Here is a 16,469-nt window from a genome sequence, read left to right as displayed (position 1 = left end):
ACGTGGCTCGTCGTCCATTCCTTTAAGACGGCAGCCATCGTTTTTCTTCTAAACAATGATTCATGCTAGCGTTTAAAAAAACGACTTAATGATACGAAAAAAGGCAAAGACATCATGTCTTTGCCCTCTTTATCTGATGATCTTAAAATAATTTAAGCTTTCCTTTTTTCCAGACGAGCCCTGGTCCACCAAGCATGAACAGGTAACGATTATCAATCACTTTTTTCATAGCAGAAGCTGTGCTACCATAAAGTTTCTTGTTTCCAACTTTACCAATTGCTTCGCCTTTTCCAAGTGATGCCACTGTCCCTTTGATGTCCGGTGTAAAGCTTTCAAGCTCTTTCCCACGTACAAGGTTTAATAAGTTCTTAGAAACAGCTCCAGCTGCTTGAATCGCAACTTGAGCCGTTGGAGGAAACGGACGATCAATTTCTTCGTTAATCAGAAGCGCACAGTCTCCAACAACGAAAACATTATCGTAATCCGGTGTACGCTGATCTTTACGAACAGGTACGCGACCACGGTTTGTTTCGAAACCAGAATTAGCAACGATCGAATTTCCTTGAACGCCACCAGTCCAAACAACTGTAGCAGCTTTCACTTCTTCGTTCTCACCGAGGATAACACCGTCTTCAGTCACTTCTTTAATCATCGTACTCGTACGGAACTCTACTCCTTTTCGTTCTAGAAGGTTCATGCCGTATTCCACAAGCTCCTCGTCGAATCCTGGAAGAACAGTTGGAGAGGCTTCCACATTAATAATCTTAACGCGATCACGTGGGATATCGAACTCTTTACAAAGTTCAGGTACACGCTCGGCTAATTCACCGACAAACTCGATTCCAGTGAATCCAGCACCACCGACGATAATGGTTAGAAGATCATCACGACGATCTGACTCATTGTTGTAGCTCGCAAACTGATATTCAATATGCTCACGAATTTTACGAACTGAGTTTACGCTACGAATACTGAAGGCGTTTTCTTTCAACCCTTTAATACCAAACGTAGCTGGCTCAAAGCCTAGTGCTAACACAAGATAATCGTACTCAAGTTCACCATTTGAAAGGATAACGCGCTTTTCGTTCGGCTTAACTTCTACCACTGTGTCTTTAATAAATTTAATTTTGTTCATATCAATAACGTCTTTAATCATAATACGCGTTTTGTCATGATGCATTGTGCCTGCAGCTGGCTCATGAAGCCACGTCGTTTGGTAGTGATAGTCGTGCTTATTCACTAACGTTACTTCCACTTCATTTGATCCCATCTCTTTTTGAAGACGAGCTGCTGTCATAATTCCGCCGTACCCTGCACCTAGAATTGCTATTTTTGGCCTACTCACTTGAATCACATCCACCTTTTATCGGTATTTTTTTCGGACATATTGTTAATTTCCCTGCATAGTCCTATCGTGAAACGTCAATAAACGCTGATTATAAGGAATCTCTTGGTTCAAAATAAACAACCCTTCGTATGATCAAAAGAGATTGTTAAGTATTTCACGTTCTAGACCAAAAAAATGTTGATCCAGCACGCACTTTGTCATAAAATTTTCAAATCTGACGCTCCATTCTAATCATATTCTTTTTTATTTCCTTTTTCAACCTTTATAATAAAAGTTCTAGAGGTGTTTTTGCCTTAGGGGTTTAGTTCCGTTTTCATTATGATTATAATAATGAAAGCACAGTGAATAATTTATAGGGGGACTGACTATGACAGACCAACAAGAACTTTATGATATAACAATTATTGGTGGAGGTCCTGTTGGCTTATTCACCGCATTCTACGGTGGTATGCGCCAACTTAAGGTTAAAATAATTGAAAGTATGCCTCAACTTGGAGGGCAGCTCTCTGCGCTCTATCCTGAAAAATACATTTATGACGTTGCCGGTTTTCCAAAGGTGCTTGCCCAAGACCTTGTGGACAATCTTGTTGAACAGGCTAATCAGTTTAATCCAGACGTTGTGTTAGAACAGTCTGTTGAAGAAGTGTCAACGCAAGAAGACGGTACACTCTATCTACGTTCAAATACGGGTGATGAGCATTATACGCGCGCAGTGATCATTACTGCCGGTGTTGGTGCATTCCAACCACGACGTCTTAAAGTAGAAGGCGCCGATCTTTATGAAGGGAAAAACCTTCACTATTTCGTAAATGATCTTACTGCGTTTGCTGGTCAAAAGGTACTGATTGCCGGTGGTGGAGATTCCGCTGTTGATTGGGCAAACATGCTTGAGCCAATTGCTGAAGAGGTAACGCTTATTCACCGTCGCGATAAATTCAGAGCGCATGAGCATAGTGTGGAACAGCTTATGAACTCCTCTGTTAACGTTCAAACACCATATAACATCACCGAGTTTATTGGGGACGGTGAGCGTATTAATCAAGTCGTTCTCGAACAGGTTAAAGGAGAAGAAACCATCACAAAAGATGTCGATGCAGTGATTGTAAATTACGGTTTTATTTCTTCTCTTGGGCCGATTAAAGAGTGGGGTCTCGATATTGAAAAGAATTCAATCGTCGTTAATTCCAAAATGGAAACCAATATTCCTGGTATTTACGCTGCTGGTGATGTGGCTACATACGATGGGAAAGTAAAACTCATCGCCTCTGGATTTGGTGAAGCACCAACAGCTGTTAACAATGCCAAATCCTATATGGATCCTGATGCAAAGGTACAGCCACTTCACAGCACAAGCCTCTTCGATAAGAAAAAGTAAGTCCTACGAAAGGGAGGATACACATGGATCAAATTCTTTTTATCATCGTTATGGTCGCAGGTCTTGGTTATTCTCTTTATAACAGTTTAAAAGAAACGCCAAAACCGAATTGGAAAAAGGTTAAACAGAACCTCTTTCATTCTTCTCACTAAAACGTTAAAAACCCCGTACAAACGGTACGGGGTTTTTAATATGTATATGTTTTTACCATCCAAGTCCAACTTTAGTAACCAAAATTTCTTCACCTGAATCTTCTTTTAACGAAATTTCGTAACGACCTGCTTGATTTGAGTAAGTGAGCGTTTTTTCTTTAAAAGCGACATTTGCCTGGTAGCGAACATCAAACGTTTCGGCCTCCAGATCTCCAGACCCCTCTTCATGTATCTTTACTGTAAACAATTCAATCCCCTCCTTCTACAGTCATTTTATCACCGCTAGAAATCATGAGATATGACAAATAGTTTACACCACATCCATCATTTTCCAGGAAAATTATTTTCTAATCGGCACATTCGTAATGATTATTTTCTTCTTAATGTGGGTAAACCCGAAGTAGACTTCAAAAAACAAGTGCAGGAGGATTTACTCATGAATCGATTACAAGATAAAACAGCCGTGATCACAGGAGCTGCCACTGGCATAGGACAAGCAACAGTCGAACTTTTCGCAAAAGAAGGTGCAACCGTATTATGTGCGGACGTGAATACGGAAGAAATGAACAAAACGGCTGAGAAGCTGAATAGTGACGGCGGTAACGTAAAAACCTACCATGTTGATGTTTCAAGTGAGGATAGCGTGACAAGCTTCGCTAACAAAGTGAAAGAAGAATATGGCACGATCGATGTCCTCTTTAATAATGCAGGAGTGGATCAGGAAGGCGGTAAAGTACACGAATATCCGGTTGAATTGTTTGATCGTATTATTTCTGTTGATCTACGTGGTACATTCTTAACAAGCAAATACTTACTACCGTTAATGATGGATAATGGAGGTTCAATTATTAACACGTCATCGATGTCAGGCCGAGCGGCTGACCTTGATCGCTCTGGCTACAATGCGGCTAAAGGTGGCATTACAAACTTTACGAAAGCCATGGCGATTGACTATGCAAGACAGGGAATTCGCGTCAACTCGCTTTCTCCTGGTACGATTGAAACACCATTAATCGATGAACTCGCAGGTACGAAGGATGAAGAAATGGGTCAGAAGTTTAGAGATGCTAACAAGTGGGTGACACCGCTTGGAAGACTTGGACGTCCTGATGAAATGGCGAAGGTTGCTCTTTTCTTAGCATCAGACGATAGCTCTTATGTAACAGGTGAAGATATTACAGCTGATGGTGGCATTATGGCGTATACATGGCCAGGTAAAATGCTTATTGATGAGCAGTGGAAAAAGGAAACAGAATAAAAAGTATGAAGCAAAACCCCGATGCAACAAGCATCGGGGTTTTGATTTGATTATAGTTAAGCCCACCACATCTCCGTTGGCTGTTCAACAATTAAAACAGACTGAAGGTTCTTAACCGCAGTTTGGAAGCCTTCGTTAATCGACATAAGCGGGTCTTCATGTTCAATGCTAACAACGTGGTCATAGCCATAGGTACGAAGTGCACTCATCATATGGGACCATTCTTGGTTGCTGTGTCCGCAGCCGACAGAACGGAATGTCCAGGCGCGCGTTTTCACTTCGCCATACGGCTGCATATCGGTTAACCCATGCATGTTCACATTATCTTGATCAATATACGTATCTTTCGCATGGAAATGGTGAATCGCATTTTCTTTCCCAAGAATTTTAATCGCTGCGACCGGATCAATGCCCTGCCACCACATGTGACTTGGATCAAGGTTTGCACCAACAGCATCGCACGTTAATTCGCGAAGCTTAAGCATTGTGTATGGCGTATGCACAAGAAAACCCCCGTGAAGTTCAAGACCAATTTTCACATTATGATCCTTCGCGAATTGCCCCCACTCTTTCCAATAAGGAACTAGCTTCTCTTCCCACTGCCACTTCAATATATCTGAGTATTCAGCTGGCCATGGCGTAACAGGCCAGTTTGGGTTTTTCGCGTCTTCACTATCTCCGGGCGTGCCCGAGAATGTATTCACAACTGGAACGTTCATGGCTGATGCTAATTTCACAGTTTTAACGAACGTATCATGGCACTCCTTAGCAAATTTTTTATCAGGAGAAATCGGATTTCCGTGACAGCTAAATGCACTAATCTCAAGTCCTCTTGAATGAACTTTATCAAGATATTCCGAGCGCTTTTCTTCACTTTCGAGCAATTCATCTAGATTACAATGCGCATCACCCGGATAACCCCCCGTACCAATTTCGACCGCTTTCAGTCCAGACGCTTTCGCGTGATCAAGCATTTCTTCAAATGACTTATCTGAGAATAGAACGGTAAATACACCTAGTTTCATAGGATCACTCCTCTTAAGTTATTATTCAAGTCGAATGCTTCTACCAGTGGAACAACTTTCATAGATCGCTTCAATTACTTGTGAAACGCGTCTCGCCTCTTCTGATTTTACGATCGGTTGTTCGAGGCCAAGACAGCTGTTAACGAAGTTTGCTGCTTGAGGCAATCCTGGATCGTCATCTCCAGGTGTCCACTGACTACTCGTGTTTAATAGCATGCCGTGCTGTGCTTTATTTAATTGAAATGGAAAGACATCAATTCCTCCATCGCTTCCAGAAATACTCACCGCTTCTTTGTCCTCTGCAATGTTAGCGGACCAAGATGTTTCAAAAAGCATGGAGACGTTGTTATCAAAGCGAATGTATGCCGTTACATGATCATCTACATTAAATGTCTCATGATCAAACGTCCCCCACTGATTTACTTGTGCAGGCGTTTGGCTGAGACGATTATAGGTTGTGCCAGTCACTTCAACTGGTTTCGCATTCCCCATCAACCACATGCTTAAATCTAGGAAGTGACAGCCATAGTCAATTAAACTTCCACCGCCCTGAAGCTGTTTATTCGTAAACACGCCCCATCCTGGTACTTTTCGACGACGGAGAGCTTGGACTCTTGCGACCATTGGATCACCGATTTCATTCTCTTGAATGAGTTGACGTGCGGCACGCGGTTCTTTCATAAACCGATAATGATACGCGATTGATAGTATTTTGCCAGATGATTTCTCAGCGGCGATCATACGATCACATTCTTCTACCGTCATCGCCATAGGTTTCTCACAAAGAACGTGAACACCAGCGAGCAGAGCCTGTTCTGCAAGATCAGCATGAAATTTATTCGGAGTGCAAATCGTAACAGCATCTACTTCTTTTAATAGAGCTTGAACGTCATCATAGACATTCGGAATCGCAAACACGAGGGCGGCTTGCTTTGCTTTCTCATAATCCACATCATAAACACCAAACAACTCTACTTGTTCAGAGAGCTGTTGGTACGCTGGGATATGGCGGGACTGAGCGATGCCGCCAGACCCGATAATCCCCATACGTAATTTATTCACTTGATCACCTCAGGCTAATGATTTTCTTTGTTTCGTTCGATTCTAATGCCGCTAAAACAACTTGTAGCGAGTTCATTCCTTCTGTACCGCTAACAGGAACTTCTTTATCTTCTAGAATACTGTCTACAAATTGATCGATAACCTTCGAACTCGATTGACCGCCACTATCATTTGTTTGAATGCCGCCAAGTTCATATTTCACCACTTCACCTGTGTGATACTGGACAACGAGTGAATTCACTGGATCCTCTTCAAGTCTTAGGATGGCTTTTTCTGCATAGATAATCGTTGAATTGTCTTCCTTTGCTGTATAGGCCCAGCTTGCAGCTAGCGTTCCGATAATACCGCTTTCAGACTTTAAGATACAGACCGCATTATCATCAACCGTTGCAAACTCCTTCGCGCTTGTTTCGACAAAGGACCCCACTTCGACGATTTCTTCATTTAACAAGAAACGGATGAGATCTGTTTTATGAACGCCAAGATCTCCCATTGCTCCAATAAATGCTTTATCTTTCTCAAAGAACCAGCTCTCTTTGCCATCCACACTCCATCCTTCAGGTCCTGGATGGCCAAAAGCGGTTCGGAAGCTATACACTTTGCCGACTTCACCGCTGGCAAGGATTTCTCTTGCTTTTGCATGAGACGGAACGAATCGTTGATTGTGCGCAATCATTAACTTCTTCCCTCTCGTACTAGCCGTTTCGATCATTTCTTCGGCATCTGCGCGTGACGTTGCCATTGGTTTTTCACAAAGCACATGCTTTCCTGCTTTTAATGCAGCAATAGAAATCGGGGCATGCAGGTAGTTTGGCGTACAAACGCTTACAGCATCCACCTCACTATTTTGAAGCAACTCTTCATAACTTTCATAAGCTTTTGCGCCATAAAGGGCGGCCGTTTCATCCGCTCTTGTTTTCACAATATCGCATACCGCAACAATTTTTATTTGTGTATTTGCCGCGTATTCTGGTAAATGACGGTGTTTCGCAATACTCCCACATCCGATAACACCAATTTTTAATTCATTCATGGTTTCTCCTCCTCAATCAATCTCTTATTTAGACGCGATCGTTTCAAGCGGTTTGGCATTTCCATAGACTGGCTTTGGGATCGTCGTCGGTTTAGCCCAGGCAACCGCATTTTTCATGACGCGTTGAATCTCTTTATGGTAATACGTTGGGTACGTTTCATGACCTGGTCTGAAATAAAAGACTTTTCCTTGTCCGCGCTTATATGTACAGCCACTTCTGAAGACCTCTCCGCCTTCGAACCAGCTTACAAACACAAGCTCATCAGGTGCTGGGATATCGAAATGCTCGCCATACATTTCTTCTCGCTCAAGTTCGATTTTCTCTCCAAGTCCTTCAGCGATCGGATGCGTTGGATCGACAACCCACATTCTTTCTTTCTCATCGGCTTCACGCCATTTCAAGTCGCATCCTGTTCCCATCAATTTCTTAAAAATTTTCGAAAAGTGACCGGAATGAAGGACGATAAGACCCATGCCATCTAAAACACGCTGATGCACACGATTCACGATTTCATCAGATACTTCTTCGTGAGCGATATGTCCCCACCAGAAAAGAACATCTGTGTTGTTCAGAACCTCTTCCGATAAACCATGTTCAGGCTCGTCCAAAGTAGCCGTCCTCACTTCAAAATCTTCTTTCAGAAATTCCGCAATCGCTCCATGAATCCCGTTAGGATAAACTCTTCTTACTTCTTCACTACTCTGTTCATGACGATTTTCGTTCCATACAGTAACGTTAAGCATTCAAATCCACTCCTATTTTATCTATTCTTTTACTGAACCTGATGTTAAACCTGACACGATTCTTCTTTGGAAAATCAATACCATAATGACAAGAGGAACCGTTACAACAACAGTCGCTGCTGAAATTTCTCCCCACGGGATCGTATACTGTCCCTGGAAAAGCGCAATTCCAACTGGTACGGTTTTAAACTTATCTGCCGTGTTAATCGTAAGAGCAAACAAGAACTCATTCCATGCGGCAATAAAGACGAGAATCGCAGTTGTGAAAATACCTGGCACCGCAAGCGGCATAATCACTTTCCAATACGTTTGCCATAAGGAAGCGCCATCAATTTTCGCTGCTTCTTCTAAGTCAAACGGGATTTTTCGGAAGAAGGTCACGAGAAGCCAGATCGATAATGGTAGCGTGATCGTCGTGTAAGGGATGATAAGCCCAAGATAACTATTTGTAAGTCCTAAGTTCTTTAGAAAAATGTAAATTGGTGAAATCGTCGCCACTTGTGGAAACATTGAAACGGATAAGACGATACCTAAAATAATCGGCTTCCCTTTAAAATTCAGCCGCGCGATGGAGTACGCCGCAAATGAGGCAACTAGCACGGTGTAAACAGTTGTGATCGTCGCAACAACGGTACTATTCCAGAGATAGCGAGGGAACGGATAATCTACGAAAACGGATACATAGTTTTGTAGGGTAGGGTTATTCGTAAACGGATTGAACGCTTTCTCACCAAAGAGCTCTGTTAGCGGTTTAATCGAACTTGCGAGCATCCATAAGAACGGAAACATGACAACAAAGACAAACACAACAAGGAAAACGTAAAACATCGGTCCCGCTTTCTTATTCATCTGGCTGGCCCTCCTTCTTCATGATAAAATACATTCTCATTTCTTTCCAGTTCCGTCGTTTATTAATTCAGCACCAAGTAATTTAATAAAGATCCCAGAGATGATGGCAACACAGATGAACACAACAACTGAAATCGCAGAACCTTCACCAAAATTAGTCTGAGTAAACATCAACGTATAAGCGAGCATTGAGATCGTTTCGGTTGAGTTCGCTGGACCTCCACCAGTTAATACGTAAATTAAGTCAAACACACGGAACGCATCTAGCGTACGGAATAAGAGTGCAACAAGAAGACTTGTTTTCAAAAGTGGCAAGGTAATCGTTACGAACTGTTTCCACTTGTTCGCTCCATCAATCGATGCCGCTTCATAAAGAGAAGATGGAATCGTTTGCAGACCAGCTAATAAAAGTAGCGCCATGTATGGTGTCGTTTTCCATACGTCAGCGAAGATAACAGAGAACATGGCACCAGTATCAGTTGTAAGAAGCATGGCCATGCGATCTATTAAACCAACATCTTCAAACAGCTTCGCTACGATACCGTTTTGACCATCATAAAGGAACTTCCACATGAGGGCCGCAACAGCTGTTGGAATTGCCCATGGGATTAGGATACTTGCTCGAATCAATCCTCGCCCTAAGAAAGCTTTGTTAATAAGGAGAGCAATCGCTAGACCAAGAATGAGCTCAGCTAGAACAGAAATAAATGTAAACACAGTCGTGTTCCAAAGAGACTTCCACATCCGCTGATCAGTTAAATTATCTTTGTAATGCTCAAATCCAATGAAGTTCGGTTCAACAACAATTTCAGTTAGTGCGGATGATAAACCAACAATCTTATCGCCTTTTTCCAAACTTCCATTTTCATTGATCGTCATTAAATCATTATTGATTGCTTTAACGGAAGACGTAAAATCATCTGCTACGCTTTCATCAATTTCAACGTACTTCATATCGTCAGGAATATTTTCAAACTTGTCTAGCTTTTCATTAATCACATCATAATTTTCTGCTGCTTGCGGGTTTTCTTTAATACTGGCATCGAGATTTTCTAATGTTGTTTTCATCTCGGTCAGCTCTTCACTTGAATTACCATTATCAATTTCAGAATTAATTGCCCCGACTAGGAAGGGATAGTTTTGCAAATAGCGGTCCAGGTCAATTTGATAATCAAGATGGACTTCTGATTTAGTTGGTTCATTGAGACGAAGGTCGAAAAGACTAAAATAAAATGACTGGAAAACTGGCCAAATAGAAATCGCTAGAATTAGGATCAGTGCTGGGGCAAGAAGTAAATAACCGACAACCGCATCGTTTTTTTTCTTCTTTTTGGGCTGTTTCTCCACTTTAATAGGCTCTTTTGGATCGATATCTGTTTGCATACCAACGCTCCTCTCTTTAAGAAAAAGGTGTCTTATTGTTCGGTTACATTGCTACAAGACACCGCATTTGATAATTCAAATTTTCTTATAGCCCTTTTCTCAAAAAATATGTAGGAAAGACATTAGCCTTCTTGTGGAAGGCTAATGAACTTTTCTATTATTTTTCTAGCTTTTCATTCATTTCTTTTTCCATCGCAGCTGCTGCTTCTTCAGGAGTTTCTTCTCCTGCAATGGCTTTAGAAATGTGGATTTGAATGATTTCAGAGATTTCAGGGTAGTTTGGAGCTACAGGACGGGAAACAGCTGCTTCAAGTGCTGTTTGGAATCCTTCTTCTCCAAAGAATGGGTTCGCTTCGATAATTTCTTTATCTTCAAAAAGAGCTGGTAGCGTTGGAGCATGAGAGCCTTCAATCGCATCAATCTTCTGTCCTTCTTCACCAGTCATAAACTTCAAGAATTCCCACGCTTCTTGAGGATGTTCAGAGAAATTATTGATGGCTGCCATCCAACCGCCAAGTGCTGATGCTGATCCTGCATCACCTTCAGGAAGTGGAGCGACTTCAACATTCCCTACAATCTTAGACTGTTCTTCATCATTCGCAAGTGCGAACTGATATGGCCAGTTACGGATAAATGGAGATTGACCTTCAATAAATGCAGTATGAGATTCTACTTCAGTAAACGTATTGATGTTACCAGGAACGAAATCAGAGTTTGCGATTTCAACCATTTTTGAAATACCTTTGATTGCTTCAGGGCTATTGATGACAACTTCTCCATTCTCATCAATAAACGCACCACCGTAAGAACCAACAAATTCAACTGCGTTTGTCACGAGACCTTCATATTGCTTCGCTTGCATGAGGTAACCAAACTTCGTACCGTCTTCACTTTTTAGCTCAGAAGCTTGAGTCATCAAGTCATCCCACGTTTTTGGCGCTTCAGATACTAAGTCAGAGCGGTAGAAAAGCATTCCAGTATCAATGAACTTCGGCATTGCCCACTGCTTCCCATTAAATGTTGCTGCTGTTACCGGTCCCTGGTTGTAGTCATCCATGTTGATGCCGTCTTTTTCAATAAAGCGGTCTAGAGGAAGAACATATCCTGCTTGAGCAAATTCCGCAGGCCAGATCACGTCGATATCAAACACATCGATTTCAGATGATTCAGCGTTCAGCATTGTAACATATGCATCATGCTGTGCTCCCGTATCTGTCGGCATTTCGCGGAATTCAATTTCAATATTCGGGTTTTGTTTTTCGAATTCCTCAACCATAACGTCGGTTGCACCTGTTGCATCTTTACCACGAGCATAAACGAGCGTTACTTTTTCTCCGTCACCTGAACTTGCATTTTCATCACCAGAATTGTTGCTAGTATTACTTGAAGAATTATTTGAAGAACTACATGCTGATAGAACAAGAATAAGGGCCAAAACAATAAAAAGTAGTTTACTATTCTTCAATATTCGCATTATACAAAATCCCCCTTAAATTTTGTTGAAATCGATACCAACTTTGAAATCGATTTCAATATAAAAGATAGCGCTTACATAAGTTGCGAGTTAAGTCGACTTTCGAATAACAAGCGATAATGGTAGCTCCATTACACTTTGTCTAACACGTTCACGCTTTCCTTTTAAACAATCAATAAAAATAGTCATCGCACGACTACCAATCTCGGCACCTGGTTGATAAATTGTCGTTAGCTCTGGTTCAATCATACTGGCAATCGGCTGATCATCAAATCCTAGTATCGCTATGTCTCCAGGAACATCCAACCCATTTCGCTTCGCTTCCTTCACCATTGCTGCCGCTACTTCATCCCCACCAGTAAAGATGGCTGTCGGTCGTTCTGTTAACGATAAAATTTTGTTAAATGTTTTGACACCATCTTCCATCGTATATGTATCATGGAAGATCCATTCTGCTTTCACTTCAAGACCAGCTTCATTCACTGCTTGAAAGAATCCTTTGCGGCGATCATTGGATAATCCACTTGTTGATCCCATGCAGTATGCGAGTCGCTGATGCCCTCGTTCAATCAGATGCTTTGTCCCTAAATAACTCCCCTGAACTTGATTCAATCGAACCATCGGTACTGTCGCATCGTGATGATACTCGTTGCATAGAATAATCGGTCCATGATCGGTATATGGCTGAATTTGCTCCCAATCATTTTCTATTGAAGTGAAGATCACACCATCAACTTGCTTCGTTTGCAAGAGATTGAGGAATTCTAGTTCCTTCTTCTTACTTGATTTTGTCTGACAAATAATAAGCTGAAAGCCATTTTCCTCTGCAACTTTCTCAATGCCATCTAATATCAATGTGAAGAAAGGATTGGTTAACCTCGGGATCAAAACCGCTACAAGATCTGTTCTACGATTACGTAGATTTCGAGCAGACGTGTTTGGGAAATACCCGAGTTCCTTCATCGCCTCATGAACTAATCGACGTTTGTCTTTGGATACGTGCGGATAATCATTAATGACACGTGACACTGTCGCTCGTGATAATCCAGTATAGTCTGCGACGTCAGCAATAGTTGCCATATTCCATCCTCCTCTGAAAGTACAAAAGACCCTCCCTTCTTTTGTAATCGATTTCATGAAATCGATTACAAACATCATAACGCATGTTCACAGAATGTTCAACTTTATTTTCAAACTATTATAACGCTTTTATTTTTTTAGCTGAATTTCACGTAAATATTTGTAGCTCTGTGTCACACTTTCAATCGGATCGAAGTCACAGTCATCTTGTTCAACAACCCACCACTGCACACCGCAAGCTTGTCCCTGCTCAATCACTTCTTCAATAGCAATGTTTCCTGTACCAAGGATAACCGTTGCTTCTCTTTCATCATCTGACCGGTCCTTCAAATGGATGATTGGTGTTCTTCCTGCAAATTTTTGCATCCATTCAACCGGATCATGTCCAACTTGATTGAGCCAATAAATATCAAATTCAGCTTGGATAGCATCATGTGCATCTAAAATGCGATATAGGTCACTACCTTCAATACTACGGCCGAGTTCAAAATCATGATGATGATAGGCCATTTCCATTCCCTGTTTACTACAAACGAGCGCTGCATATTTCATGGTCTCTGCTACATTCTTATAATCTTCAGGGCTTCTTCTTTCAGGAGGTAACCATGGACAAACAATCCGCGTATTTCCTAACACTTTTTGTTCGTCGATAACTGCTTGTAATTCATTTTCAATACGTTCAATTGGTACATGATGGGCGATGACAGAAAGACCAAGCTCATCTAACTTACTCTTCACATCTTCTGGTTTGTGACCATGAAGCCCAGCAAGCTCAACACCTTCATAACCGATGGCTTCTACCCTTACTAACGTTTCAAAAAAATCTTTTTCACATTCATTTCGCAATGTATAAAGTTGTAAACCTACACCAATTTCATTCATCTCATGACACTCCTTTTATATTAAAATCATTTTGAAGTTTAACGCCCTTGCTCTGTTAAACTCTATGTAAAAAACTTTGTGAGATAAAAATTCTCCACCACCCACTTATTTTCGATAAAACGACTGAAATCCCTTTTTTATGACAAAAAACAATTTATCGTTTTTCTTGAGATTTCAGCTGCTCATTTACTTCTTGACCGAGTTTATACAAAACTGCTCGTGATCCATAGGTACCGTGATTCACACCATTCCGATCTCGTTTGCTCCCAAGCGCTACAAATTGTTCAGATGGTTTGTAGTGAAGTCCGATAAGGGGAATTTTCTTATCCGAATAAAAACCAAGCTGATATCTTGCATCTGGGTATTCCGTTGAGAACATTATTTCTTTCAAAGAAAATAAGTGGTCGTTTTCGGATAATCTTTGACAATGTTCTTTTCCTAGAATGACCAATAGAGACGGATTTAATAATCTCAATGTATCTCTTAACAATTCATTCAGCTCATTCGATTGTAGCCATTTTTCTTTATAAGGGATTTGTCCCATTTGCTTATATGTAGCATATGGAAAGATATCCATGTGAACGACTGGAGTAAACTGATCAGATGCATAAAACGAGCCCCCCAAACCATTCATGAATGCTTCGAGCTTTCCCCCATTTTCTTTCCCGAACCAGCGCCGATATGCTGTGTCTCGCTGGAAATAAGTGCAGTAGTTTTCAATCGTTTGTTCTAGTTGTTCTTCGTCTTTCTGATAGTTGGCAACGGTTAGATCTTGATCCCGAACATATAGACTAGCTTTTTCATTCTCAAGTAGCGTCTGATCTGACTTTAAAAATTCGCGAGCAGAAGGATTCGTTCCGATAGTCACCATATTGCCAGATTGAATTTGGCCACGCCATAGAACAGGAGCTGCTCTTTCAATAAGCTCAAGCGATTTTTCAAATTCTTGTTGGTGGTGTATAGCTTGTTTCAACAGAGACTTTGCCATAGATAGTTGACATGTTGATAACAAAGATCGATTCATTGTATCACTCCTATCCCTCCTTGTTTTCCCATAATGAGAAACAATCCAACCTGGCAATGCTTTTCGCTTTCACTAAAAAAAATCCTCCACTGCTCTGTATAACCAGAACAATGGAGGAGTTAAAGTTGTTTTCAATGCTTAGCAATTCTCCGGCGTACCAGCGTTCGTCGCTGTCTTAAACGAAGAACCACAGCCGCATGATGCGATTGCATTCGGGTTATCAATAGTGAACCCGCCGCCCATCATGTTTTGTTTATAATCAATCTTTACACCATCTAAAACCGGTGCGCTTTCGTTGTCCATAATAATCGTGACGCCGTGCTGCGGATCTAGTGCTTGATCATCGGCTTTCATTTCAGTATCAAAACCCATACCGTAACTTAAACCAGTACAGCCGCCACCTTTTACGCCGACACGCAAGTAAAGGTTGTCACCTTCTTCTTGCTTCATCATTTCTTTTACCTGTGCTGCTGCAGCTTCAGATAAATGGATCATTAAAATCCCTCCAATCACCGTAATGCTACTTCTAGTATACCGCGTGAGCGAACGAAGCTCAACAATTGAACCTCAGGTGCTCGCCCTATATCTCAATGTAAAAATATCATATGCTTCTCATCAAGCTTTTGACTATAAGCAAACTCTATTTCACGAAGTATACCCCTGTCGAAATAGTAACAGCCGGTCCCGTCATCCACACGTGGTCATCACTATCCCAAGTAATGTCCAGGTCACCACCAGCAAGATGAACCGTTACCTTTGTTCCTTTAGACGTTTTATTATTTAATACACCTGCAACGACAGCGGCGCACGCCCCCGTTCCGCAAGCTTGTGTGATACCTGAACCTCGTTCCCATACACGAAAATGATACTCACTGCTTGATACAACCTCAACGAACTCCACGTTAATACTTTCTGGAAATAGCTCATGATCTGTAAAATAAGGTCCTGCCGTCGTAAGAGGTGCAGAATGAATATCTTCGACAAACATCACCATATGAGGATTTCCCATTGAAACTCCCGTCATAAGTAGGGATTGACTTTCAAAATCAATCGGTTCATTAATTACTTTTTCTTCCGCATTCCCTTTCATCGGAAGACTCCCTCTTGTCCATTGAGGTTTTCCCATATCAATTGTTACCGTTTCAACAACATCACCAACGAGATGAACTTCTGCTTGCACGAGCCCAGCTAGCGTTTCAATCGCAAATTTCGTTTCAGTAACAAGCTTATTTTCATAAGCGTATTTGGCTACACAGCGTAATCCATTCCCACAGTTTCTACCTTCTGATCCATCTTTATTAAAAATCCTCATTTTCACTTCAGCTTTATCTGATGGACAAATCAAGATCATGCCGTCTGATCCGATGCCCGTGTAAACATCAGACACTTCTTTTGCATATTGAGGAAGGTTACTTTCGTTTAACGGTTGCTCGAATGTGTTGATATAAATGTAGTTATTGCCAAGACCATGCATTTTTGTATACGTAATTTCCTGCAATGCTGTCACTCTTTCTCTGTTTTTATTGGTTTTTCCGCACAGCTTCTGTCGTCCAGAAATAGTCGCTATCGATTTTTTCAATCACGAGCTTGCCGTTACAACAAGGCATCACGAGTCTTGTTTTTATTTCTTCACAGCCTTGCTGATAATCTCGTTCTGTCATCGGTGTTAAAACATTCTCCGTCTGACAGAATGGGCATTCTGGAACGTAAACGTCGCCCATCATACGATCATACGGCAATGTATGTTCAAAGCTACTCATCAGTGATCCCTCCTGCCTTT

At 41.4% G+C, this 16,469-nt stretch carries 18 protein-coding genes; 3 read left to right on the top strand and 15 right to left on the bottom strand.

Features of this window, described 5'->3' with window-relative positions:
* Nucleotides 1-142: 142 nt before the first annotated feature.
* Entirely contained in the window at nucleotides 143-1,345 is a 1,203-nt protein-coding gene (locus LCL91_RS11345; protein WP_224882464.1) for an NAD(P)/FAD-dependent oxidoreductase, read from the bottom strand.
* A 370-nt stretch (nucleotides 1,346-1,715) separates the two neighbouring features.
* Here LCL91_RS11345 and LCL91_RS11340 point away from each other — a divergent pair, with 370 nt between their 5' ends.
* Nucleotides 1,716-2,723 (top strand): NAD(P)/FAD-dependent oxidoreductase, encoded by a 1,008-nt coding sequence (locus tag LCL91_RS11340; protein ID WP_224882462.1) that lies wholly within the window; start codon nucleotides 1,716-1,718, stop codon nucleotides 2,721-2,723.
* Nucleotides 2,724-2,746: 23 nt separating this feature from the next.
* Nucleotides 2,747-2,875: a hypothetical protein gene (locus tag LCL91_RS22035; RefSeq protein WP_255640012.1), complete on the top strand. Its 129-nt coding sequence runs from the start codon at nucleotides 2,747-2,749 to the stop codon at nucleotides 2,873-2,875.
* Nucleotides 2,876-2,927: 52 nt separating this feature from the next.
* Here LCL91_RS22035 and LCL91_RS11335 read toward each other — a convergent pair whose 3' ends face one another.
* Nucleotides 2,928-3,122: a hypothetical protein gene (locus LCL91_RS11335; RefSeq protein ID WP_224882460.1), complete on the bottom strand. Its 195-nt coding sequence runs from the start codon at nucleotides 3,120-3,122 to the stop codon at nucleotides 2,928-2,930.
* Between the two features lie 189 nt (nucleotides 3,123-3,311).
* Here LCL91_RS11335 and LCL91_RS11330 point away from each other — a divergent pair, with 189 nt between their 5' ends.
* Nucleotides 3,312-4,133 (top strand): SDR family oxidoreductase, encoded by an 822-nt coding sequence (locus LCL91_RS11330; RefSeq protein WP_224882457.1) that lies wholly within the window; start codon nucleotides 3,312-3,314, stop codon nucleotides 4,131-4,133.
* A gap of 56 nt (nucleotides 4,134-4,189) precedes the next feature.
* Here the strand turns inward: LCL91_RS11330 and LCL91_RS11325 are convergent, their stop codons facing one another.
* The 13 genes from LCL91_RS11325 to LCL91_RS11265 form a co-directional block, all read right to left on the bottom strand.
* On the bottom strand, nucleotides 4,190-5,158 hold the full coding sequence (locus LCL91_RS11325; RefSeq protein WP_160920738.1) for a sugar phosphate isomerase/epimerase family protein: 969 nt from the start codon (nucleotides 5,156-5,158) through the stop codon (nucleotides 4,190-4,192).
* A gap of 21 nt (nucleotides 5,159-5,179) precedes the next feature.
* Entirely contained in the window at nucleotides 5,180-6,220 is a 1,041-nt protein-coding gene (locus tag LCL91_RS11320; RefSeq protein ID WP_224882455.1) for a Gfo/Idh/MocA family protein, read from the bottom strand.
* A gap of 4 nt (nucleotides 6,221-6,224) precedes the next feature.
* The gene (locus tag LCL91_RS11315) at nucleotides 6,225-7,253 is read right to left on the bottom strand and encodes a Gfo/Idh/MocA family protein (RefSeq protein ID WP_224882452.1); all 1,029 of its coding nucleotides are present in this window, start codon (nucleotides 7,251-7,253) and stop codon (nucleotides 6,225-6,227) included.
* Nucleotides 7,254-7,277: 24 nt separating this feature from the next.
* Entirely contained in the window at nucleotides 7,278-7,997 is a 720-nt protein-coding gene (locus LCL91_RS11310; protein ID WP_224882450.1) for a ThuA domain-containing protein, read from the bottom strand.
* Nucleotides 7,998-8,018: 21 nt separating this feature from the next.
* Nucleotides 8,019-8,846 carry a carbohydrate ABC transporter permease gene (locus tag LCL91_RS11305; protein WP_098444829.1) on the bottom strand — a complete coding sequence of 276 codons (828 nt, stop codon included), beginning with the start codon at nucleotides 8,844-8,846 and terminating at the stop codon, nucleotides 8,019-8,021.
* Nucleotides 8,847-8,882: 36 nt separating this feature from the next.
* Nucleotides 8,883-10,229 (bottom strand): carbohydrate ABC transporter permease, encoded by a 1,347-nt coding sequence (locus LCL91_RS11300; protein WP_224882448.1) that lies wholly within the window; start codon nucleotides 10,227-10,229, stop codon nucleotides 8,883-8,885.
* A 157-nt stretch (nucleotides 10,230-10,386) separates the two neighbouring features.
* Nucleotides 10,387-11,703: an ABC transporter substrate-binding protein gene (locus LCL91_RS11295; RefSeq protein ID WP_224882446.1), complete on the bottom strand. Its 1,317-nt coding sequence runs from the start codon at nucleotides 11,701-11,703 to the stop codon at nucleotides 10,387-10,389.
* Between the two features lie 90 nt (nucleotides 11,704-11,793).
* Nucleotides 11,794-12,783 carry a LacI family DNA-binding transcriptional regulator gene (locus LCL91_RS11290; RefSeq protein WP_224882444.1) on the bottom strand — a complete coding sequence of 330 codons (990 nt, stop codon included), beginning with the start codon at nucleotides 12,781-12,783 and terminating at the stop codon, nucleotides 11,794-11,796.
* A 129-nt stretch (nucleotides 12,784-12,912) separates the two neighbouring features.
* Nucleotides 12,913-13,665 carry a sugar phosphate isomerase/epimerase family protein gene (locus LCL91_RS11285; protein WP_224882443.1) on the bottom strand — a complete coding sequence of 251 codons (753 nt, stop codon included), beginning with the start codon at nucleotides 13,663-13,665 and terminating at the stop codon, nucleotides 12,913-12,915.
* A gap of 154 nt (nucleotides 13,666-13,819) precedes the next feature.
* Nucleotides 13,820-14,689, bottom strand: a complete 870-nt coding sequence (locus tag LCL91_RS11280; RefSeq protein ID WP_224882442.1) for a hypothetical protein — start codon at nucleotides 14,687-14,689, stop codon at nucleotides 13,820-13,822.
* A gap of 138 nt (nucleotides 14,690-14,827) precedes the next feature.
* Nucleotides 14,828-15,184 carry a HesB/IscA family protein gene (locus LCL91_RS11275; RefSeq protein ID WP_165997680.1) on the bottom strand — a complete coding sequence of 119 codons (357 nt, stop codon included), beginning with the start codon at nucleotides 15,182-15,184 and terminating at the stop codon, nucleotides 14,828-14,830.
* A 145-nt stretch (nucleotides 15,185-15,329) separates the two neighbouring features.
* Nucleotides 15,330-16,187 carry a diaminopimelate epimerase gene (gene dapF, locus LCL91_RS11270; protein WP_224882441.1) on the bottom strand — a complete coding sequence of 286 codons (858 nt, stop codon included), beginning with the start codon at nucleotides 16,185-16,187 and terminating at the stop codon, nucleotides 15,330-15,332.
* A gap of 22 nt (nucleotides 16,188-16,209) precedes the next feature.
* Nucleotides 16,210-16,449, bottom strand: coding sequence for a hypothetical protein (locus tag LCL91_RS11265; RefSeq protein ID WP_160920729.1), 240 nt, complete (start codon nucleotides 16,447-16,449; stop codon nucleotides 16,210-16,212).
* Between the last annotated feature and the right edge of the window lie 20 nt (nucleotides 16,450-16,469).

Origin of the sequence: Guptibacillus hwajinpoensis, assembly GCF_020171785.1 — a bacterium.
GTDB lineage: Bacteria > Bacillota > Bacilli > Bacillales > Guptibacillaceae > Guptibacillus > Guptibacillus sedimenti.
This window is presented reverse-complemented; position numbering and strand designations above follow the sequence as displayed.